26 protein-coding genes are annotated in these 20,824 nt (G+C 60.3%); 15 read left to right on the forward strand and 11 right to left on the reverse strand.

Going from position 1 to position 20,824, the window contains the following annotated elements; translation table 11 throughout:
• Positions 1 to 60: 60 nt before the first annotated feature.
• Positions 61 to 1,788: a gamma-glutamyltransferase gene (gene ggt / locus PMI32_RS14570; RefSeq protein WP_008029469.1), complete on the reverse strand. Its 1,728-nt coding sequence runs from the start codon at positions 1,786 to 1,788 to the stop codon at positions 61 to 63.
• A 149-nt stretch (positions 1,789 to 1,937) separates the two neighbouring features.
• Here ggt and PMI32_RS14565 point away from each other — a divergent pair, with 149 nt between their 5' ends.
• Positions 1,938 to 2,447: a methylated-DNA--[protein]-cysteine S-methyltransferase gene (locus PMI32_RS14565; RefSeq protein ID WP_008029471.1), complete on the forward strand. Its 510-nt coding sequence runs from the start codon at positions 1,938 to 1,940 to the stop codon at positions 2,445 to 2,447.
• 108 nt (positions 2,448 to 2,555) lie between these two features.
• Here PMI32_RS14565 and PMI32_RS14560 read toward each other — a convergent pair whose 3' ends face one another.
• The gene (locus tag PMI32_RS14560; RefSeq protein WP_008029473.1) at positions 2,556 to 3,143 is read right to left on the reverse strand and encodes an NUDIX domain-containing protein; all 588 of its coding nucleotides are present in this window, start codon (positions 3,141 to 3,143) and stop codon (positions 2,556 to 2,558) included.
• A gap of 50 nt (positions 3,144 to 3,193) precedes the next feature.
• Entirely contained in the window at positions 3,194 to 3,631 is a 438-nt protein-coding gene (locus tag PMI32_RS14555) for a hemerythrin domain-containing protein (RefSeq protein WP_008029475.1), read from the reverse strand.
• 146 nt (positions 3,632 to 3,777) lie between these two features.
• Between PMI32_RS14555 and PMI32_RS14550 the strand changes: the two genes are divergently transcribed.
• A complete protein-coding gene (locus PMI32_RS14550) occupies positions 3,778 to 4,197 on the forward strand; it encodes a GNAT family N-acetyltransferase (RefSeq protein ID WP_008029477.1) in 420 nt (139 codons plus the stop codon).
• Positions 4,198 to 4,322: 125 nt separating this feature from the next.
• On the opposite strand, the gene PMI32_RS14545 is transcribed toward PMI32_RS14550, so the two are convergent.
• Positions 4,323 to 4,673 (reverse strand): hypothetical protein, encoded by a 351-nt coding sequence (locus tag PMI32_RS14545; RefSeq protein WP_008029480.1) that lies wholly within the window; start codon positions 4,671 to 4,673, stop codon positions 4,323 to 4,325.
• A gap of 161 nt (positions 4,674 to 4,834) precedes the next feature.
• On the opposite strand from PMI32_RS14545, the gene PMI32_RS14540 reads away from it, so the two are divergent.
• From PMI32_RS14540 to PMI32_RS14500, 9 genes are all read left to right on the forward strand, one after another.
• A complete protein-coding gene (locus PMI32_RS14540; protein ID WP_008029482.1) occupies positions 4,835 to 5,083 on the forward strand; it encodes a hypothetical protein in 249 nt (82 codons plus the stop codon).
• 20 nt (positions 5,084 to 5,103) lie between these two features.
• On the forward strand, positions 5,104 to 5,433 hold the full coding sequence (locus tag PMI32_RS14535) for a DUF6388 family protein (RefSeq protein WP_008029485.1): 330 nt from the start codon (positions 5,104 to 5,106) through the stop codon (positions 5,431 to 5,433).
• 28 nt (positions 5,434 to 5,461) lie between these two features.
• A complete protein-coding gene (locus PMI32_RS14530) occupies positions 5,462 to 6,166 on the forward strand; it encodes a YoaK family protein (protein ID WP_008029486.1) in 705 nt (234 codons plus the stop codon).
• A 158-nt stretch (positions 6,167 to 6,324) separates the two neighbouring features.
• The gene (gene tusD, locus PMI32_RS14525; protein ID WP_008029488.1) at positions 6,325 to 6,717 is read left to right on the forward strand and encodes a sulfurtransferase complex subunit TusD; all 393 of its coding nucleotides are present in this window, start codon (positions 6,325 to 6,327) and stop codon (positions 6,715 to 6,717) included.
• Between the two features lies 1 nt (position 6,718).
• The gene (gene tusC / locus PMI32_RS14520; RefSeq protein ID WP_008029490.1) at positions 6,719 to 7,081 is read left to right on the forward strand and encodes a sulfurtransferase complex subunit TusC; all 363 of its coding nucleotides are present in this window, start codon (positions 6,719 to 6,721) and stop codon (positions 7,079 to 7,081) included.
• On the forward strand, positions 7,081 to 7,374 hold the full coding sequence (gene tusB, locus PMI32_RS14515; protein ID WP_008029491.1) for a sulfurtransferase complex subunit TusB: 294 nt from the start codon (positions 7,081 to 7,083) through the stop codon (positions 7,372 to 7,374). The genes tusC and tusB overlap by 1 nt, the downstream gene beginning before the upstream one ends.
• Positions 7,371 to 7,706, forward strand: a complete 336-nt coding sequence (locus tag PMI32_RS14510; protein ID WP_008029493.1) for a TusE/DsrC/DsvC family sulfur relay protein — start codon at positions 7,371 to 7,373, stop codon at positions 7,704 to 7,706. The genes tusB and PMI32_RS14510 overlap by 4 nt, the downstream gene beginning before the upstream one ends.
• The gene (locus tag PMI32_RS14505) at positions 7,703 to 8,704 is read left to right on the forward strand and encodes a glycosyl transferase family protein (RefSeq protein WP_008029495.1); all 1,002 of its coding nucleotides are present in this window, start codon (positions 7,703 to 7,705) and stop codon (positions 8,702 to 8,704) included. Before PMI32_RS14510 ends, PMI32_RS14505 begins: the two co-directional genes overlap by 4 nt.
• Positions 8,705 to 8,794: 90 nt before the next feature.
• Positions 8,795 to 9,802: a glutathione S-transferase family protein gene (locus PMI32_RS14500; protein ID WP_008029497.1), complete on the forward strand. Its 1,008-nt coding sequence runs from the start codon at positions 8,795 to 8,797 to the stop codon at positions 9,800 to 9,802.
• Between the two features lie 113 nt (positions 9,803 to 9,915).
• On the opposite strand, the gene cysG is transcribed toward PMI32_RS14500, so the two are convergent.
• From cysG to PMI32_RS14470, 6 genes are all read right to left on the reverse strand, one after another.
• The gene (cysG, locus tag PMI32_RS14495; protein WP_008029501.1) at positions 9,916 to 11,310 is read right to left on the reverse strand and encodes a siroheme synthase CysG; all 1,395 of its coding nucleotides are present in this window, start codon (positions 11,308 to 11,310) and stop codon (positions 9,916 to 9,918) included.
• On the reverse strand, positions 11,311 to 12,591 hold the full coding sequence (serS, locus tag PMI32_RS14490) for a serine--tRNA ligase (RefSeq protein ID WP_008029502.1): 1,281 nt from the start codon (positions 12,589 to 12,591) through the stop codon (positions 11,311 to 11,313).
• Positions 12,592 to 12,606: 15 nt separating this feature from the next.
• Positions 12,607 to 12,981 (reverse strand): fluoride efflux transporter CrcB, encoded by a 375-nt coding sequence (gene crcB / locus PMI32_RS14485; protein WP_008029503.1) that lies wholly within the window; start codon positions 12,979 to 12,981, stop codon positions 12,607 to 12,609.
• A complete protein-coding gene (locus tag PMI32_RS14480; protein WP_008029505.1) occupies positions 12,981 to 14,303 on the reverse strand; it encodes a replication-associated recombination protein A in 1,323 nt (440 codons plus the stop codon). The genes crcB and PMI32_RS14480 overlap by 1 nt, the downstream gene beginning before the upstream one ends.
• A 150-nt stretch (positions 14,304 to 14,453) precedes the next feature.
• A complete protein-coding gene (gene lolA, locus PMI32_RS14475) occupies positions 14,454 to 15,077 on the reverse strand; it encodes an outer membrane lipoprotein periplasmic chaperone LolA (protein ID WP_008029508.1) in 624 nt (207 codons plus the stop codon).
• A gap of 72 nt (positions 15,078 to 15,149) precedes the next feature.
• The gene (locus PMI32_RS14470; protein ID WP_032828762.1) at positions 15,150 to 17,558 is read right to left on the reverse strand and encodes a DNA translocase FtsK; all 2,409 of its coding nucleotides are present in this window, start codon (positions 17,556 to 17,558) and stop codon (positions 15,150 to 15,152) included.
• 295 nt (positions 17,559 to 17,853) lie between these two features.
• Between PMI32_RS14470 and trxB the strand changes: the two genes are divergently transcribed.
• The 4 genes from trxB (at position 17,854) to infA (ending at position 20,641) form a co-directional block, all read left to right on the forward strand.
• On the forward strand, positions 17,854 to 18,813 hold the full coding sequence (trxB, locus tag PMI32_RS14465) for a thioredoxin-disulfide reductase (protein WP_008029514.1): 960 nt from the start codon (positions 17,854 to 17,856) through the stop codon (positions 18,811 to 18,813).
• Between the two features lie 64 nt (positions 18,814 to 18,877).
• Positions 18,878 to 19,558, forward strand: coding sequence for a leucyl/phenylalanyl-tRNA--protein transferase (gene aat / locus PMI32_RS14460; RefSeq protein ID WP_008029517.1), 681 nt, complete (start codon positions 18,878 to 18,880; stop codon positions 19,556 to 19,558).
• A 56-nt stretch (positions 19,559 to 19,614) separates the two neighbouring features.
• Entirely contained in the window at positions 19,615 to 20,322 is a 708-nt protein-coding gene (locus tag PMI32_RS14455; protein WP_008029519.1) for an arginyltransferase, read from the forward strand.
• A gap of 100 nt (positions 20,323 to 20,422) precedes the next feature.
• Positions 20,423 to 20,641: a translation initiation factor IF-1 gene (infA, locus tag PMI32_RS14450; protein ID WP_002553999.1), complete on the forward strand. Its 219-nt coding sequence runs from the start codon at positions 20,423 to 20,425 to the stop codon at positions 20,639 to 20,641.
• Here the strand turns inward: infA and PMI32_RS30655 are convergent.
• Positions 20,642 to 20,824: hypothetical protein (locus PMI32_RS30655; RefSeq protein WP_238541025.1), on the reverse strand; the 183-nt coding region annotated here is incomplete at its 5' end.

Here is a 20,824-nt window from a genome sequence, read left to right on the forward strand (position 1 = left end):
CTTGATCTGTCGTTGGATCTGGGGACAGAAACTAAATCCGTCCCCTTCCAAACACAACCCTCAATAACCGAGAGACAACCCGGTGTTACGACGCGGATCGTTCGCTCCGTAGAAACGGTTTTTGCCCACCGGTTTACCTTCCAGCGACGGCGCCCCGACCAGAATCGCGGCGATATGGTTGGCATCCTGCGGCCCTGCAAACTTGTGGCCCCAACTTTCAAGCAGTTTCACCGTGTCCGGACTGGTGGTGAACGCTTCCAGGTTGGTTTCTTCCGGCAACCATTGCTGATGGAAACGCGGTGCATCCACCGCTTCCTGGATGTTCATGCCGTAGTCGATCACGTTGAGGATGGTCAGCAAGGTCGCGGTGATGATGCGGCTGCCGCCTGGGGTGCCGACGACCATCACGACTTTGCCGTCCTTGGTAACGATGGTCGGGCTCATGGACGACAGCGGCGCCTTGCCCGGCGCGATGGCGTTGGCCTCCCCTTGCACCAGACCGTACATGTTCGGCACGCCGATTTTCGAGGTAAAGTCGTCCATCTCGTCGTTGAGGATGACCCCGGTTTTGCTGGCCATGACCCCGGCGCCAAACCAGTCGTTCAAGGTGTAGGTCACCGACACCGCGTTGCCCCATTTATCGACGATGGAGTAATGAGTGGTGTTGCTGCCTTCGTGCGGCGCGACGCCGGGTTTGAGCTCGCGGGACACGCCGGCCTTTTGCGGATTGATGGCAGCGCGGATTTTGCTCGCGTAGTTTTTATCCAGCAAATGGGCGATCGGATTTTTCACGAAGTCCGGGTCGCCGAGGTAGCTGTTGCGGTCGACATACGCGTGGCGCATGGCTTCGATCTGGTAATGCATACCCTGCGCCGAGCGGTACCCCAGGTCTTTCATCGGGTAGCCGTCGAGGATGTTCATGATCCCGCAGATCACTACGCCGCCGGAGCTTGGCGGTGGTGCCGAGACCACGTGGTAGCCACGGTAATCGCACTCGATGGGGGCCAGTTCGCGGGTCTTGTATTTGTCGAGGTCGGCCTGGGTGATGATGCCTTTGTTGGCCTGGCTGGAGGTGACGATCGCGTCAGCGACCCAGCCCTTATAGAAACCGTCGGTGCCCTTCTCGGAGATTTCCCGCAGGGTTTTGCCCAGGTCTTTTTGCACCAGTTTCTGGCCGACCTGCATCGGCTCGCCGTTGCTCAGGAAGATCGAGCCGGAATCTTTCATGTCCTTTTTGAAGACGTCGGTGGCGGACTCCAGCAAATCGACATCGCCCTGCTCCAGCACAAAGCCCTCTTCAGCGAGTTTGATCGCCGGGGCGATCACTTCCTTGCGCGGTTTGGTGCCGTAGGTTTTCAGCGCCAGTTCCATGCCGGACACGGTGCCCGGCACGCCGACCGCCAGATGACCACGGGTGCTGAGGTCCGGGACGACGTTGCCCTCTTTGTCGAGGTACATGTCGGCAGTGGCGGCCAGCGGGGCTTTTTCGCGGAAGTCGAGGAAGGTCTTGCGCCCGTCCGCCAGTTGAATGGTCATGAAACCACCGCCGCCCAGATTACCTGCCGCGGGATACACCACCGCCAGCGCATACCCGACCGCGACGGCGGCATCGACGGCGTTACCACCGTTCTTGAGCACATCGACGCCCACATGACTGGCCAGATGCTGGGCAGTGACCACCATGCCGTTTTCGGCTGCAACGGGGGCGACGGAAGCGGCGTGAGCCGCCAGGCAACTGAGTGCCAATGAAGTCGCGATGAGCGATTTGGCAAAAGGTTCGAACTTCATGAGTCGGTCTCTTTTTGTTTTTAGGGTCGGTAAAAAAACAGAGAAAACGTTTCAAGAGCAGTACGCAGTATGGTCGGGATTGCGTATTGCGCCTCTCCGTCGAGGCAGTATGCTTGCCGCCTGCTCACCTGTTTTCGGAGTCCGCCCGCATGAGTTACACCTTCACCACCATGGCGTCGCCGGTCGGCGAGTTGAAGCTGGTTGCGAACGGTTCGAGACTGGCGGCCATCCTCTGGGAAAACGACAAACCGAATCGCGTACGGCTCGGGCCGATGAGTGAGGCGGCGGACAACCCGGTCCTGGTGCGCGCGGTTCAACAGTTGCAGGAATACTTCGCCGGTACACGAAACCGCTTCGACCTGGAACTGGATTTTGCCGGGACGGACTTTCAGAAAAAGGTGTGGCAGGCCCTGCTGACCATTCCGTTTGGCGAAACGCGCAGCTATAGCCAGATTGCCGAGCAGATCGGCAACCCGAGCGCAGTGCGTGCAGTGGGCGCGGCGAATGGCAAGAACCCGATCTCGATTATTGCGCCGTGCCATCGGGTGATCGGCGCGTCGGGGAAATTGACCGGGTTTGCGGGTGGGCTTGAGGCGAAGGAATTATTGCTGACGCTGGAAGGCGGCCGAGGTAAAACCGGACGTTTCGAAGGCTTTTGACCTTGCTTTATGTAGGAGCGAAGCTTGCTCGCGAAGGTGTGTCAGGCGACAGCACCGTTGCTGACACACCTTCGCGAGCAAGCTTCGCTCCTACAGGGGATTGCGTGCTCAGGTGAATATATTTTTCATGGCGGCGTACTGCAGCAGCATGATGGTCTTCGCGTCGCAGATCTCCCCGCGATAAAACGCTTCCAGTGCGGCCTCGAACGGCCACTCCAGCACTTCCAGTTCTTCGGTCTCTTCTTCGAGCCCGCCGCCCTCGCCGACTTTCGATGAAGCATCGTATTCGGCGATGAAGAAATGCAGTTTTTCTGTCACCGAGCCGGGGCTCATGTAGGCCTCGAACACCTTCTGCACATGGTGCACGCGATAACCGGTTTCTTCCTCCGCTTCATCGCGGATGCGTTCTTCGGGCGCGGCGCCTTCGAGCAATCCCGCAGCCACCTCGATCAACAGACCGTCGTGACCGTTGACGAACACCGGCAAGCGGAACTGCCGGGTCAGTACGACGGTTTTCTTCTCGCGGTTGAACAGCAGAATCGCCGCACCATTGCCACGGTCGTAGACCTCGCGAGTCTGGCGTTGCCATTCGCCGTTGTTGCGCTGGTAATCGAAGGTGATTTTCTTCAGCAGATACCAGTCGTGGGACAACACCTGGGACTCGACGATGTTGACCCGCTCGGCTGTGTTCGGCATGGCAACGCATCCTTATTTCGTCAGAAAACGCCCATCTTAGACGAAGGCCCTCACGAAAGTTGAGCCTTGTATTCCTTCTCATATTGCCTGGCGAGCGTTTCTTTTTGCTGGTCGTCGAGCAGCTTGCCGGCCATCTGGAAGAACTTCTGCTCTTCCTCCTTCAGATGGTGATGGACCTTCTCGGAGAGCTTCTTCGCGGTCGCCAGCCAGGCCGGGCTGGACATCTCGGTCTCGTCGAGTTCTTCCATCATTTCGTCCATCTCGTGATGTTCCGAAATCGCGTGGCGACTGAGGTCGACACCGTTGTCGAACTCCATCAGCGGGATATAAAAATGCCGCTCTTCTGCGGTTTCGTGTGCCTGGAGTTCGGACTTGAGCTGCTTGTAGGCTTCAACGCGCTCCGGGGTGTCGCCGCTGGTCTTGACCAATGCGACGGCGTAGGTGCGTTGGCGGTCATGGCTTTCGCGCAAGGCTTCGAAAATGTTCATTGGCAATCCTCATCGGCCGCGTTCTGGAATGACGCTGTAAAGGCTAGACATCTGCGCGCTGGCGACGGTTCCTCTGAATAACGAGGGATAGAACAATCGTCGCGACCCGGATACGCTCGTGCATCACTGCCATAAGGATGTAGCCGATGACACTCAGCATCGAACAGTCGCACAACCCGACACCGGAAGATCGCGAGGCGATCCTTGCACCGTTGCGGGCCTACAACGTCGCCCAAGCGGGGGACGGCAAAGCGCAACCGCTGGCCCTGCTGGTGCGCAATGACCAGGGCGAAATTCTCGGCGGGCTGTACGGCCGGTTTTTCTATCAATGGTTGTTTATCGAATTGCTGTCGGTGCCGGAACAGGGCCGAGGGCAAGGCATCGGCTCCAGACTGATGCAGATGGCCGAGGACCTGGCGCGGGAGAAGGAATGCGTGGGGATCTGGCTGGACACCTTCGACTTTCAGGCGCCGGAGTTCTACAAGAAGCTGGGGTTCAGCGAGTTGGGGCAGATCGTTGACTACCCGCCGGGGCACAAGCGCTTCTTTTTCCAGAAGCGCCTCTGACTGACTACACACAACCCTGTAGGAGCCGGCTTGCTGGCGATGGTGTGTCAGTCGACATCTCTGTAGCTGACACACCATCGCCAGCAAGCCGGCTCCTACAAAGGGGTATTGCGGTGTTCAAAAGATCAAAGGCAGGTCGCCAGCGCCGCCAAACGGCGCTTGGCGACAAAGTCGTCATGCTGCGCGTAGTAACTCAACGCCGTCCCTGACGCATCGGTGGTCACGTCCACAAAGGACTCCGCCGAACGCGTGTAAACGGTAGACCCGCCCTTCTTGCCCGGCTGCAAATACGCGCCCGCATCGACGCCGAATACTGCCTCGTCCTGCCAGGCGAACTGCACGCACTGGGCGACGACTTTTTCCGGTTTGTCCGAAGTCAGGGTCTTGTACGGGGTGCCCGTGCGGGCATCGTTCATCACCGAACCGGCGCATCCCGCCAGCAACGTTGCGGCCAGCGCCACCATCAGAATTCGCATTGCGTGTGCTCATCAAGAAAAAGCGGACTGTATCACCGTGGGCCGGCGTATCGTTCTGCTTTACTTCATTTATACCGCGACACCGCGCAACGATTCGCGCACCCTGTCGCGCCAACCGCTGCATCGCCCCTGTTTTCGGGCTCATTTTTTCTGGAACGTCCATGACACCCAACGCCGAACTCTACAAACCGACTGTTGAATATGCCGACAAGCTGATCAGCCAGATCGGCCAGACGCCTTCCTGGATCGCCAAGCGAATCGGCGTCACCGACAAGCGGATCCGTTACATTCTCGACGGCGAACGCACCGTCAAGGGCGAAACCACGCCGATCCAGATGACCTACTGCGAGCAGTTTGCCCTCGAATGCCTGGCCGCAGCGGCCAAGGCCAGCAAGAAGCAGTCCGTGTAACCCATTCTCAAGGAGCGACCATGGCGGCAACCGAACAGCAACACGAGCAGGCACTGCAGAAGTTTCTCGATGAGCGACCTGAACTGCGCCACGAACTCGACAACCTCAACCCGCTGCTGGCTCAGGCCAAGGGCGAAACCGCAGCGCAGTTTCGCGACGAGCGCTTGCATGAAGCGTTCGAAGCCGAGGCCGAACGCCTGGGGTTGTTTGCCTGGGAGCTGACCCTGCAACTGACCGCAGCGACACCGGAGGACTACGAAGCTCAACGCCTGAACGTACACCGGGAAGTGGCCGAGATGGCGGGGATGGACTGGCTGGAGTATTGCGAGTTATATGGTCTGATCCCATAACCGTCGCCGCACAAGGATCCCGCCACCGATGCTGCCTTCGTCCTCCACGACCCGCGCCAGTCCGGGGCATCTGCACACTCAGAAATGGCGCGGCCGCATCGGCCTGTCGCTGGTGGCCGCACTCTCGGTACTCGCCGGCATGACCGACGCTATCGGCTTCATGGCCAGCGGCGATTTCGTCTCCTTCATGAGCGGCAACACCACCCGCCTCGCCGTGGCGATCAGCGACGGCGACATGGGCCTGACCCTGCGCCTGCTGCTGCTCGTGGCCACGTTCATCCTCGGCAACGCCTTGGGCATTGTCGTCAGCCGTGTCGGCGGGCGCCGCGCGCTGCCCTTGTTGTTGTGCATCGCCATGTTGCTGTGTGCGGCGGCGGCCTGGCCTTATGACGAACAATTGCCGGCGCTGCTGGCAGCGATCATCGCGATGGGCATGCTCAATGCCGCCGTCGAAGAAGTGAATGGTTTGCCGGTGGGCCTGACTTACGTGACGGGCGCCCTGTCGCGCTTCGGTCGCGGCCTGGGACGCTGGATGCTCGGCGAGCGGCGCAATGGCTGGCGGGTGCAGTTGATCCCCTGGACCGGAATGTTTGCCGGCGCGGTGCTGGGAGCGGTGCTGGAGCATCATCTTGGACTCAGGGCGTTGTTTGTCAGCGGGTTGCTGGCGGGGGCGCTTGGCGTGCTGTCGTTGAGGATTCCAAGGCGTTGGCAGTTGGGGTATATGCCGCGTTGAGCGGCGTAGCACATCCAGCATTTATGTCGGCAGACAGACCGCCATCGCTGGCAAGCCAGCTCCTACAGGGGGTTTTCCTGTAGGAGCCAGCTTGCTGGCGATGGCGACAACTCGGTCCACGCCTTATCATGGCCGCAGTTTTACTGATCGAGTCCGTCATGAAGTTCGCCATTGCGCTGTTTTCCGCCGCCCATGCGCCCTCCTCGCGCCGTGCCTTGCTGTTCGCCCAGGCTGCGCTGGCCGGCGGGCATGAGATTGTCCGGCTGTTTTTCTATCAGGATGGCGTCTACAACGCGTCCGCCAGCGTGGTCACGCCGCAGGATGAACAGGACCTGCCCAAGCAATGGCGCGCCTTTGTTGCCGAGCATCAACTGGACGGCGTCGTCTGCATCGCCGCCGCCCTGCGTCGTGGCGTGTTGAACGACGAAGAGGCCCAGCGTTATCAGCGCGAAGCGGTCGCCGTCGGCGCGCCGTGGGAATTGTCCGGTCTCGGTCAGTTGCATGACGCGGTGCAGGACGCCGACCGACTGATCTGTTTCGGAGGTGCGTGACATGCCTACATCCTTGCTGATTATCAGCCGTCAGGCGCCGTGGTCCGGGCCGAGCGCACGCGAAGCACTGGACATCGTGCTGGCCGGTGGTGCCTTCGACCTGCCGATCGGCCTGCTGTTTCTTGATGACGGAGTGTTCCAGCTCGCGCCGAAACAGGACGCCAAGGCCCTGCAACAAAAAGACTTGAGCGCCAACCTGCAAGCGTTACCGATGTTCGGCGTCGAAGACCTGTTCGTCTGTGGCGACAGCGCCGCCGAGCGCGGCCTGGCCCCGGACAGCTTGTCGCTGGAGGACGCCCAAGTGCTGGCCGCCCACGAAATCACCGCCCTTATTGACCGTTACGACCAGGTGATCACCCTCTGATGTCGACTTTGCATGTGTTGTCTCATTCCCCGTTCGGCGACGACCGCCTGAGCAGTTGCCTGCGCCTGATCGGCGCGAACGATGCGCTGCTGCTGACCGGTGACGCGGTGTATGCGTTGCAACCGGGCACCGCGCCCTTCAGCGCACTGATCGCCGGCAACCCGACGCTGTTCGTGTTGGCCGAAGACGCCCAGGCCCGTGCGGTGGAGGTTCCGGATACGGCCAAGGCGATCGATTATCCCGCCTTCGTCGAACTGTCGATTCACTACGACAAGGTCAACAGCTGGTTATGAATGCACTGACGGTCGGCGCCCGCGCCATCGAGTTGGACAAGGACGGTTTCCTGGTTGAACTGAGCGACTGGTCCGCCGACGTGGCCAGCGCCCTCGCCGCTGCCGAAGACATCAAGTTGAGCCCCGAACACTGGGAAATCCTCGAATTGCTGCGCAGCTTCTACGCCGAGTTCCAGCTGTCCCCGGCCACCCGTCCGCTGATCAAGTACACAGCGTTGAAGCTCGGCCCGGAAAAAGGCAACAGCCTGCACCTGAACCGACTGTTCAAAGGCACCCCTGCCAAACTCGCCGCGAAACTGGCGGGCCTGCCCAAACCGACGAATTGCTTATGACCGATTATCCAGTGCTGACTCTAGAAACGCCCGCCGAACACCCCTTCGCCCAATTCGTGCGGATCCTCGGCAAAGGCAAGCGCGGCGCCCGCGACCTGACCCGCGAGGAAGCCCGCGAAGCCATGGGCATGGTGCTCGACGACAAGGTCGAAGACACTCAGCTCGGTGCGTTTCTGATGCTGCTGCGGCACAAGGAAGAAAGCGCCGAGGAAATGGCCGGCTTCACCGAAGCCCTGCGTGAGCGCTTGCAACCACCGGCCTTGAATGTCGATCTGGATTGGCCAACCTACGCTGGCAAGAAACGCCATCTGCCGTGGTATCTGCTGGCGGCCAAGTGCCTGGCGCAAAACGGCGTGCGGATTTTCATGCACGGCGGCGGCGCGCACACCGCCGGGCGGCTGTACAGCGAGCAACTGCTGGATGAGCTGAAGATCCCGTTGTGCCGCAGCTGGCAGCAGGTCGGCTCGGCGCTCGATAACGGCGGCCTGGCGTTCATGCCGCTGGTGGATTGGGCGCCGCAACTGCAACGCATGATCGACCTGCGCAACACCTTGGGCCTGCGCTCGCCGATCCACTCCCTGACGCGCATTCTCAATCCGTTGAACGCCCGCTGCGGCCTGCAAAGCATTTTCCACCCCGGCTACCAGGCGGTGCATCGCGATGCCAGCGGCTTGCTCGGCGACACCGCGATCGTGGTCAAGGGCGATGGCGGCGAGATCGAGATCAACCCCGACACCGACAGCCACTTGTACGGCACCACCGGCGGCGAGAGCTGGGATGAGGAATGGCCGCAGCTCTCAGCGCAACGCCATGTCAAACCCGCCTCTCTCGATCCCGAACATTTGAAAGCCGTATGGCGCGGTGACGTGGTCGACAGTTATCCGCAAATGGCGCTGATCTCGACCATAGCCCTCGCACTACGCGGCCTCGGCCAACCTCGCGAAATCGCCTTCGAAACAGCCCAGAAATATTGGGATGCACGGGACAGATCGATTTAACCGATCATAAGCGCCCAACCTTTGCGCTTTTTTATCGAACCTATCGGAATAGACTCCTCTCCAACGCTTATCGGTTGAGGAGTCTTGAACATGGGTTTGTTAGTCGAAGGTCGCTGGCATGACCAGTGGTACGAAAGCAGCAAGGACGGCGCGTTCCAGCGCGAACAGGCGCAGCGTCGAAACTGGCTGACGGCCGACGGCACGCCCGGCCCGACCGGTGTGGGTGGCTTTGCCGCCGAGGCGGATCGTTATCACCTCTACGTATCGCTCGCCTGTCCGTGGGCGCATCGCACACTGATCCTGCGCAAACTCAAAGGCCTTGAAAGCCTGATCGACGTGTCGGTGGTCAGTTGGCTGATGCTGGAAAACGGCTGGACCTTCGACAAGCACTTCGGCTCGACCGGCGACAAGCTCGATCACTTCAACTTCATGCACCAGCGCTATACCGCCGACACCGTCGACTACACGGGTCGCGTCACTGTGCCGGTGCTCTGGGACAAGCAGCAGAATCGCATCGTCAACAATGAATCGGCGGAGATCATCCGCATGTTCAACGGCGCATTCGATGACTTGACCGGCAATGACCTGGATTTCTATCCGGCGCCGTTGCGCGGCGAGATCGATGCGTTGAATGAGCGGATTTATCCGGCGGTGAACAACGGTGTGTACCGCGCCGGGTTCGCGACATCGCAGACGGCTTATGAAGAGGCGTTCGACGGGTTGTTTGCGGAACTGGATCGACTGGAACAGCTGTTAGACGCCAATCGTTATCTGGTGGGCGAATACCTGACCGAAGCGGACATTCGCCTGTTTACCACGCTGATTCGCTTTGATGCGGTGTATCACGGGCACTTCAAGTGCAACCTGCGACGGATTGCCGATTATCCGAACCTGTCGAACTGGCTGCGCGAGATTTATCAGTGGCCGGGGATTGCCGAGACGGTGGATTTTCAGCACATCAAGAACCACTACTACGGCAGTCACAAGACCATCAACCCGACCGGGGTTGTGCCGAAGGGGCCGGAGCAAGACTTTACCGTGGCGCATGATCGGGCGCGGTTGAGTGGGAAAGGGGTTTGGCGCAAGAACAGCGCCTGATCTGGACCTTGCATCAATTTTGAGGGCCTCTTCGCGGGCAAGCCTCGCTCCTACAGGGATTTGTACGTTCCCTGTAGGAGCGAGGCTTGCCCGCGAAGAAGGCGACGCGGTCTCTAGACTTGCGCCTGCGCACCCTCAAACCACGCCAGTTTCTCGCGCAACTGCACCACTTCCCCAACAATCACCAGCGTCGGCGCATGCACTTCATGCTCCGCCACCAATCGTGGAAGATCGGCCAAGGTGCCGGTGAACACCCGCTGATTAACCGTGGTGCCCTGCTGAATCAACGCCGCCGGCGTATCCGCTGCGCGACCATGCTTGATCAACTGCTCGCAAATGATCGGCAAGCCCACCAGCCCCATGTAGAACACCAGGGTTTGCGCCGGCGCAACCAGGTCACCCCACGGCAAATCGGTGGAACCGTCCTTCAGGTGCCCGGTGACAAATCGCACCGACTGCGCGTAATCGCGGTGGGTCAGCGGAATCCCGGCGTACGCCGCGCAACCGCTGGCCGCCGTGATGCCCGGCACCACCTGGAACGGGATGCCATGGGCCGCCAGTTCTTCGATCTCTTCACCGCCACGGCCGAAGATGAACGGATCACCGCCCTTCAACCGCACGACGCGCTTGCCCTGTTTGGCCAGGTCCACCAATTGCTGGTTGATCTGATCCTGCGGCACGGCGTGATCGGCGCGACGCTTGCCGACGTAGACCCGCTCGGCATCACGACGGCACAAATCGAGAATCGCCGGCGCCACCAACCGGTCGTACAGCACCACATCGGCTTGCTGCATCAGGCGCAAGGCGCGGAAGGTCAACAGGTCGGGATCACCCGGCCCGGCACCGACCAGATATACCTCACCCGTGGCAACCGGCGCTTCACCGCTGATTTTCGCCTGCATCATGCGCTCGGCTTCAGCGCCCTGCCCGGCCAGTTGCCGGTCGGCAATCGGGCCCTGGAACACATCTTCCCAGAACGCCCGACGCTGCTGTACATCCGGAAACAGGCCTTTGACCTGACTGCGAAAACGCGCAGCCAGACCGGCCAGTTGACCGTAGGTGGAAGGAATCCAGGTTTCGATCTTGGCGCGGATCAACCGCGCCAGCACCGGCGCATCGCCGCCACTGGAAACCGCGATGATCAATGGCGAACGGTCGACGATCGCCGGGAAGATCACGCTGCACAAGGCTGGCGCATCCACCACGTTGACCGGCACGCAACGCCGATGAGCATCGGCGGAGACTTGTGCATTCAGCGGTTCATCATCGGTGGCGGCAATGATCAGCCCGCAACCGTCCAGATCCGCTTCGACGTAGCCACGCAGCAGGCACTCGCCACCGCTGCCGGCAACGAGTTCGCGCAGTTGCGGTTCGATTTCAGGCGCAACCACCCGCAGCAGCGCACCGGCTTCGGCCAGCAGGCGGGATTTGCGCAAGGCAATTTCCCCCCCACCGACGACCAACACACGACTGCCGCGAAGGTTGTGAAACAGCGGCAGATAGTCCATTTAGCCGATGACCTCGAGGCCACCCATGTACGGTTTCAGCACGTCCGGCACACGGATCGAACCGTCGGCCTGCTGGTAGTTTTCCAGTACGGCAACGAGGGTACGACCGACCGCCAGACCGGAACCGTTCAGGGTGTGAACCAGTTCAGGCTTGCCGGTTTCCGGGTTGCGGAAACGCGCTTGCATGCGACGGGCCTGGAAATCGCCGCAGTTGGAGCACGACGAAATCTCGCGGTATTTGTCCTGGCTCGGGATCCACACTTCCAGGTCGTAGGTCTTGACGGCGCTGAAGCCCATGTCGCCGGTGCACAGCGCAAGGGTGCGATAAGGCAGTTCCAGCAGTTGCAGGACTTTCTCGGCGTTGGCGGTCAGGCCTTCCAGCGCTTCCATCGAGGTCGATGGTTCAACGATCTGGACCATCTCGACCTTGTCGAACTGGTGCTGGCGAATCATGCCGCGGGTATCGCGACCCGACGCACCGGCTTCACTGCGGAAGCACGGCGTATGGGCGACGAACTTGATCGGCAGCAGTTTCGAATCGACGATTTCGCCGGCGACGATGTTAGTCAGCGACACTTCAGCGGTCGGGATCAGGTACAGATCGGCCTCGCCTTCGCGCGCGATCTTGAACAGGTCTTCTTCGAATTTCGGCAATTGACCGGTGCCTTGCAGCGCCGGCGCCTGGACCAGGTAAGGCGTGTAGGCCTCTTCGTAACCGTGCTCGCTGGTGTGCAGGTTGATCATGAACTGCGCCAGGGCGCGGTGCAGACGGGCGATCGGGCCGCGCAACAGGGCGAAACGCGCGCCGGACAGCTTGGCGGCGGTTTCGAAGTCCAGCCAGCCGAATTTCTCGCCCAGGGCGACGTGGTCCTGGACCGGGAAATCGAACGCGGTCGGGGTGCCCCAGCGGCGCACTTCAACGTTGCCGTCTTCGTCATCGCCGATTGGCACAGATTCGTGCGGCAGGTTCGGGATGCCGAGCAGGATCGAATCCAGATCGGTCTGGATCGCGTCCAGTTCCACTTTGCCGGCGCTCAATTCGTTGGCCATGCGCTCGACGTCCGCCATCAACGGCGCGATGTCTTCGCCGCGCTGCTTGGCCTGACCGATGGATTTGGAGCGCGCATTACGTTCAGCCTGCAGTGCTTCGGTGCGGGTCTGGACGGTCTTGCGCTGTTCTTCCAGCGCTTCGATGCGCGCAACATCCAGCGTGTAGCCACGGGATGCCAGGCGGTCCGCTACGTCCTGAAGGTTGCTACGTAACAGTTTGGAATCGAGCATGTCGGTCTCTCGTTATCAAAGTTTGGTCAAGGACAGGCCGGCCCAGGTGGCGAGCAGCCCGCCGAATACGCTGATGGCAGCATAGCCCAGGGCTAGTGGCACCTGCCCGCTTTCCAGCAGGCGCACCGTATCCAGTGAAAAGGATGAAAAAGTCGTCAGCCCCCCGAGGAAGCCGACAATCAGCCCGGCGCGCACTTCGAAAGGCACCTCCGGGCGAATCAAAAACAGACCGTATAGAACGCCGATCAGCAAACAGCCGACGATATTAACGGCCAGCGTCGCGGTATAGAAGTGCCGTGGCCAATTAGCGTTGACCCAATTACCGGTGGCGAAGCGCAACAGCGTGCCAGCGACCCCGCCGACGGAAACCGCAACAATCAATGGAAGCACTATTTTCTCCGCTGCCGGGGGCTTAAACGGTCAAGTTGCGCGAGGTGATTGAGCTTCTCGCCAATCTTCAGCTCCAGGCCTCGCGGCACTGGCTGATAGAACGGTTGCGGCTCAAGCTCTTCAGGGAAGTAGTCTTCACCGGCGGCGTAGGCATCCGGTTCATCGTGGGCATAACGATACTCGTCGCCGTAACCGAGTTGCTTCATCAGCTTGGTCGGGGCGTTGCGCAGGTGCAACGGCACCTCCAGCGAACCGTGTTCGGTGGCGCTGCGCATCGCGGCTTTGAAACCCATGTACACCGCGTTGCTTTTCGGCGCGCAGGCCAGATAGGTGATGGCCTGGGCCACCGCCAACTCGCCTTCCGGGCTGCCGAGGCGTTCCTGCACTTCCCACGCGGCCAGGCACAGGCTCAAGGCGCGGGGGTCGGCGTTGCCGATGTCTTCGCTGGCCATGCGCACCACGCGCCGGGCGAGGTACAGCGGATCGCAACCGCCATCGATCATCCGTGCGAACCAGTACAACGCGCCGTCCGGATTGGAGCCGCGCACCGATTTATGCAGCGCGGAAATCTGGTCGTAAAACGCTTCGCCGCCCTTGTCGAACCGCCGACGGGTATCGCCGAGCAGACTTTGCAGCAGATCGACGCCGATTTCGCTGTTGTCTTCGGCAAGGTCCGAGGCGTTTTCCAGCAGGTTGAGCAGGCGCCGACCATCGCCATCGGCGGCGGACAGCAGCATCTGAAAGCCTTCATCGCTGAGGGTCAGTTGCCGTTTGCCCAAGCCACGCTCTTCGGTGAGCGCACGATGCACCAGTTTGCGCAGCGCCGCTTCGTCGAGGCTTTTGAGCACGTAGACGCGCGCCCGGGAGAGCAACGCGTTATTGAGTTCGAACGAGGGGTTTTCCGTGGTCGCGCCGATGAAAATCAGCGTGCCGTCTTCGACGTAGGGCAGGAAGGCGTCTTGCTGCGACTTGTTGAAGCGGTGCACTTCGTCGACAAACAGGATGGTGCGTTTGCCGTACTGACCGGCCTGTTGCTTGGCGATTTCCACCGCCTGGCGGATTTCCTTCACGCCGGCCAATACAGCCGAGACCGTTTCGAAGTGCGCATCCGAGACTTCCGCCAGCAACCGTGCCAGGGTGGTTTTGCCCACGCCCGGCGGGCCCCAGAAAATCATCGAATGCAGCGCACCCTGCTCCAGCGCTTCGCGCAAAGGCTTGCCGCGAGCGAGCACGTGTTCCTGACCGACGTACTCGTCCAGATTGGCCGCACGCAAACGGGCGGCCAAGGGCTGAGCTATCGGGGCGCTGCGAAACAGGTCCATCACTGCTTATGAAACCTCACTATGAACACCGCAATACCTGTAGGAGCTAGCCTGCTAGCGATGGTCGTAAACGATAACGCGGCATGCCTGACACCCCGCGGCGCCCTGAAGTCCATCGCGAGCAGGCTCGCTCCTACAAGGGGCTGTGTTTTATTCCTGGATGATGTCCGCGCCTTTAGGGATGTCGAACTTGAACTTCGACGCCGGGATCGGCTCGTTGGCCTTCACGCCGGTAAACAGGATGTTGGTGCGCTGGCCGACGCTGTCGATCAGTTGCATGTCATTGACCAGGCCATTGCGGAACGACAGGCGCAGGCTGTCGAACAGGGTGTCCTTGGTCTTTGGCTTCAGGGTGAAGTCGATCACGCCGCCGGCTTCCTTGGCGCTGATGGCGAAGCTCTGGCTGATCTTGGACACGTCACCGGACAACAACAATGCCGGCGTCTGGCTCAGACGCAGATCGAGGGTCTTGATGGTGGCCTGTTCCAGGTCAGGGTCCCACAGGGTCACTTTCTTGCCGTCGGAAACCACGACTTGCTCGGCCGGCGCATCGGTGTGCCAGTAGAACAGGCCCGGGCGCTGCAGCGACATTTCACCGGCCGTTTCCTGCAACTGGGTGCCGCTGCCATCAAGGGTCAGCTGCGAGAAGCGTGCAGTCAGGGTCTGGGATTTTTCCAGGAGTTGGGTCAGACGTGCCACGTCCTTGTCATCGGCGTGGGCCGAGAGCGTGGTCAAAGCCAGAACCGGCAGCAACAGCATGCGGATAAGACGCATGGGAGTCCTCATAACATTCGTGGGGAGTACGATGGCGCGTCACTGCGCCATCGTTCAAAACATCAAATCAAATCAGTCGCGCACCGGGCCAGGCGCCAGGACTTCACGCGAACCGTTGGTGTTCATGGACGTCACGACCCCGGCCATTTCCATGGCTTCGATCATGCGTGCGGCGCGGTTGTAGCCGATCTTCAGCTTGCGCTGAACCGCAGAGATGGACGCGCGACGGCTTTCCAGTACGAACTGCACCGCTTCGTCGTACAGCGCATCGGTTTCAGCATCGTCATCACCGCCGCCACCGCCATTCTCAAAGCCGCTACCGGCCTCTTCAACACCGGCGAGGATGTCATCGTTGTATTCCGGCGCACCGCGCAGTTTCCAGGCTTCCACCACCCGGTGAACCTCGTCATCGGACACGAACGCGCCATGCACACGAATCGGCAGGCTGGTACCCGGCGGCATGTAGAGCATGTCACCGTGGCCCAGCAGCTGCTCGGCACCACCCTGATCGATGATGGTCCGCGAGTCGATCTTGCTCGACACCTGGAACGCCATGCGCGTCGGGATGTTTGCCTTGATCAGACCGGTGATCACGTCAACCGACGGACGCTGGGTCGCGAGGATCAAGTGGATACCGGCGGCACGGGCCTTCTGGGCGATACGGGCGATCAGCTCTTCAACCTTCTTGCCGACGATCATCATCATGTCGGCGAATTCGTCTACCACCACGACAATGGTCGGCAGCTTGGTCAGCAGCGGCGCTTCGTCGTGAATGCTTTCGCGCTTGTACAGCGGATCGGTCAGCGGCGTGCCGGCGTCCTGGGCTTCCTTGACCTTGGCGTTGAAGCCGGACAGGTTTCGCACGCCCATCTTCGCCATCAGTTTGTAGCGACGCTCCATCTCCGCCACGCTCCAGCGCAGGGCGTTAGCCGCGTCTTTCATGTCGGTCACAACCGGGCACAGCAGGTGCGGAATGCCTTCGTAGATCGACAGTTCAAGCATTTTCGGGTCGATCATGATCAGCTTGGCGTCTTCCGGGCCGGACTTGAACAGGATCGACAGAATCATCGCGTTCACACCCACCGACTTACCGGAACCGGTAGTACCGGCCACCAGCAAGTGCGGCATTTTGGCGAGGTCGGTGATGACCGGCTTGCCGCCGATGTCATGACCGAGGGCCAGGGTGACCGGGGATTTGAAGTTGTCGTACTCAGGCGTCGAGAGCACTTCGGAGAAGCGCACGATCTGCCGGTCTTCGTTGGGAATCTCGATACCGACGGTGGTCTTGCCCGGAATCACTTCCACCACCCGCACGCTGGTCACGGCCAGGGAACGCGCCAGGTCTTTTGCCAGGTTGGCGATGCGGCTGACCTTGACCCCGGCGGCAGGCTGGATTTCGTAACGGGTAATCACCGGGCCCGGGTGAATCGAATCCACCGAGACTTCGACGCCGAATTCCTTGAGCTTGATTTCCAGCAAGTGGCCGACGGCCGCCAGCGACTCCGGGGAATAATTGAGTTGCTTCTTTTCGGCCGGATCGAGAATAGAGATCGGCGGCAAGGTGCCTTCGACGGCGCTGTCGACGAACAGCGGCGCCTGTTTCTCTTTTTCCACGCGCTGGCTTGGCGCGGCGGGTTTCGGCGGCGCGGGGGCAATCACCGGCGGGACCTGCTTCTCGCGGTCCGACATGTGTTTGCTCAGGGCTTGCTCACGCTCGATCAGGCGCTCCTTGACCTTGGCTTGCTCGCGCTTGTCGGTAACGGTCGGCGCGACCACGTCATGCACGCGATCATCGACTTCACGCAACTGCGCAACCAGCTGCTTGCGCTCGACACGGGCGGCCCACCAGCGGTTGGCCGCGCCTTGGAACACTTCGAACAGGTCGAGGGTGATCTTGCCGGTAACGTCCATCACCTTGAACCACGACAGGTCGGTGAACACCGTCAGGCCGAACAGGAACAACGCGATGAACAGCAAGGTGCTGCCCTGGATATTCAGTGCATTGCGGGCCAGATCGCCAAGGCTTTCGCCCAACGCGCCGCCCGCGCCGGCCGGCAGACCGGTCGGTGCATGGAAATGGATGTGAGCCAGGGCCGCGCCCGACAGCACCAGGAACACCAGGCCGATCAGGCGCCAGGAAAACAGCCAGCCGCTCCACTGCCACGGCTCGTGGCGTTGACGGAAGATCTGGTAGGTCTTGACCGCCAGCAACAGCGGGAAAATGTAGGCGAAGTAACCCAGCACCATGAACAGGATGTCGGCACTGTAGGAGCCGACCGGTCCGCCAAAGTTTTGAACATCGTCGATCTTGCTGTTATGGCTCCAGCCCGGATCGTCCTTGCCGTAAGTCAACAAGGCCATCATCAGGAACAGGCACAGGCCGCCGATGGCGATCAATGCACCTTCCTTGAGCCGGTAGTGCAAATGCTGGCGCCAGAGCGGAACGACGGCTGGTTTAGGTGCTGCGGTGGATTTCTTCAAAACGCTTCTTTTCCTGCGCCTATGGCGCGTCCATCTGTTGAATGACTATAAAAAACTGCCCAATCCAGGCAGGTAAAAAAGTTAACCGGCGCAACTGGGACTACTTTTAACACTGCACTCCGGTTTTTATAAACACGGGGCGCACTGAATATTCAAGTGACCGGCACGCATTGTACGGGTTTGTTCGTACGATGCCATGCTGGCAGGCCATGGATCAGCATAGCTAACGGCGCACCGATTGCGATTCAATTTGAGCACGCATTCTCTTTCGTGACAAAGGCTTATGAGGTGTTTTATGAGCGAATCCAAGCATTGCCGCCTGATCATTCTGGGTTCCGGCCCTGCCGGTTACAGCGCAGCCGTTTATGCTGCCCGCGCCAACCTCAAACCTGTGGTCATTACCGGCATACAGGCAGGTGGCCAGCTCACCACCACCGTCGAAGTCGACAACTGGCCCGGTGACGTTGAAGGCTTGACCGGCCCGGTACTGATGGAACGCATGCAAAAACACGCCGAGCGCTTTGACACAGAGATCGTTTACGACCACATCCACACAGCCAAGTTGCAACAGCGCCCGTTCGAACTTATCGGCGACGGCGGCACTTATACGTGCGACGCACTGATTATCGCCACCGGCGCTTCGGCGCAATATCTGGGCCTGCCCTCGGAAGAGGCCTTCGCCGGCAGAGGGGTTTCGGCCTGCGCAACGTGCGACGGCTTCTTCTACCGCAATCAGGTGGTCGCCGTAGTCGGTGGCGGCAATACCGCTGTTGAAGAAGCGTTGTATTTGTCCAACATCGCCAAGGAAGTCCATTTGATCCACCGACGCGACAAGTTGCGCTCGGAGAAAATCCTTCAGGACAAACTCTTCGAAAAGGCCGCCAACGGTAATATCCGTTTGCACTGGAACCAGAATCTCGATGAAGTGCTGGGCGACGCCAGCGGCGTGACCGGCGCCCGCCTGCGCGAAAGCCACAGCGGCGAAACCAGCGAGCTGTCGGTGGCCGGCGTGTTCATCGCCATTGGCCACAAGCCCAATACCGGGCTGTTCGAAGGCCAGCTGAAAATGCGTGACGGGTATCTGCTGATCAGAGGCGGCAGCGAAGGCGATGCCACCGCCACCGAGATCCCCGGCGTGTTCGCCGCCGGTGATGTGGCCGACCACGTTTATCGCCAGGCCGTCACTTCCGCCGGTGCCGGCTGCATGGCCGCACTCGACGCCGAGAAATACCTCGACGACATTCCGGCCGTTTGACGGCAAACTTCACGGTGGGCCCAACCGCCCACCACTGCCCTCCCCTTCTGTAAGCCCGGATGCCATGCTGACTTGGTTACAACGCAACACCCTGACCTTCCCGCCGCTGGATAAAGCCATGCGCGATCCCAACGGATTGCTGGCTGCGGGTGGCGATCTGTCCGCCGATCGTCTGATTCAGGCCTATCGCCATGGCTGCTTTCCATGGTTTTCGGAAGGCCAGCCGATCCTCTGGTGGTCGCCGGATCCGCGTACCGTGCTGTTTCCCGACGAACTGCACGTCTCGCGCAGCCTCAGCAAGCTGCTGCGTCAGCAACGCTATCAAGTGACCTTCGATCAGGATTTTGCCGCGGTCATTCGCGCGTGCGCTGCACCGCGCGACTATGCCGACGGGACCTGGATCACCGAAGCGATGCAGAACGCCTACCTGGCGCTGCACCAGCGGGGCTACGCGCATTCGGTGGAGGTCTGGGATCAGGGCGAACTGGTCGGCGGGCTCTACGGCCTGGCGATGGGCCAGCTGTTTTTCGGCGAATCCATGTTCAGCCGCGCCGACAACGCCTCCAAATTCGGCTTTGCCACCTTGGTCAAACATCTGAAAGACTCAGGTTTCGTGCTGATCGACTGCCAGATGCCCACCGATCATTTGCACAGCCTGGGCGCCCGCGCCATTCCTCGTCGCGAGTTTGCCCGCTATCTTGCGCAGCATCTGGACCAACCCAGCCGTGCCACCTGGGTTTGCTGAGCGACTTTCGCGCCGGTGGCTTACACTTAATTCAAAGCTTATACCGAGGGTTGATCATGACCGAGTTGGCGCGTTTGAAGTTTTATGCCACTCAGCCCCACTCTTGCAGTTATCTGCCCGAGGAGCAGGCCACAACGCTGTTCCTCGACCCTAGCCAGCCCATGGATGTGCATGTCTATGCAGACCTGTCTGAAATGGGTTTTCGTCGCAGCGGCGATCATCTTTATCGGCCACATTGCCAGAATTGCAATGCGTGCGTGCCTGCGCGCATTCCGGTGGCGCAATTTTCGCCGAATCGTCAGCAGAAACGCATTTTCAAGCGCAACGCCGACGTGCAGGTGCGCCCGACCAAGCCGAAGTTCAGCGAAGAGTACTTCGACCTGTATCAGCGCTACATCGAACAGCGCCATGCCGATGGCGACATGTACCCGCCGAGTCGCGACCAGTTCTCGACCTTCCTGGTGCGTGACCTGCCATTTTCGCGTTTCTACGAATTTCGCCTGGAGGGCCAGTTGCTGGCGGTGGCGGTCACCGACTTGCTGCCGAACGGTCTGTCGGCGGTCTACACCTTCTACGAACCCTCTGAAGAACGCCGCAGCCTGGGGCGCTATGCGATTCTCTGGCAAATCGCCGAGGCCCAGCGCCTGGGGCTTGAAGCGGTCTACCTCGGATACTGGATCAAGAACTGCAAAAAAATGAGCTACAAGACCCAATATCGCCCGATCGAACTGTTGATTAATCAGCGCTGGGTCATCCTGAACTAGAACCCCTTGGCTTAAACCCCATTTTTCGGGCACAATGCACGCCGCTTTTGCCTGGCGCAGTTGCACCGGGCCATTCATTGGACACCGAGGGCTTTACTGCATGTCGAAAGAAGACAGCTTCGAAATGGAAGGCACTGTCGTCGACACCCTGCCCAACACCATGTTTCGCGTGGAGTTGGAAAATGGGCACGTCGTAACCGCGCATATCTCCGGCAAGATGCGCAAGAACTACATTCGTATTCTTACCGGTGACAAAGTGCGCGTCGAGCTGACGCCCTATGACTTGAGCAAAGGGCGCATCACTTACCGCGCTCGCTAATCAAGTCAATACAAAACGCCCGGCTTTTGCCGGGCGTTTTTGTTTGTCTGCGATTTGGTTTGGCTTGGTTTGGTGTGTATATCCATTTTTTTGGTGATGGCTGGTATTGGTTCCGCTCTTACAGCGGGTCACTTTCGAAAAGCGCGAAAGTAACCAAAGCGCTTTTGCCCCTTTCGTTCGGTG

It is taken from the genome of Pseudomonas sp. GM60, from assembly GCF_000282415.1.
GTDB classification, from domain to species: Bacteria; Pseudomonadota; Gammaproteobacteria; order Pseudomonadales; family Pseudomonadaceae; genus Aquipseudomonas; species Aquipseudomonas migulae.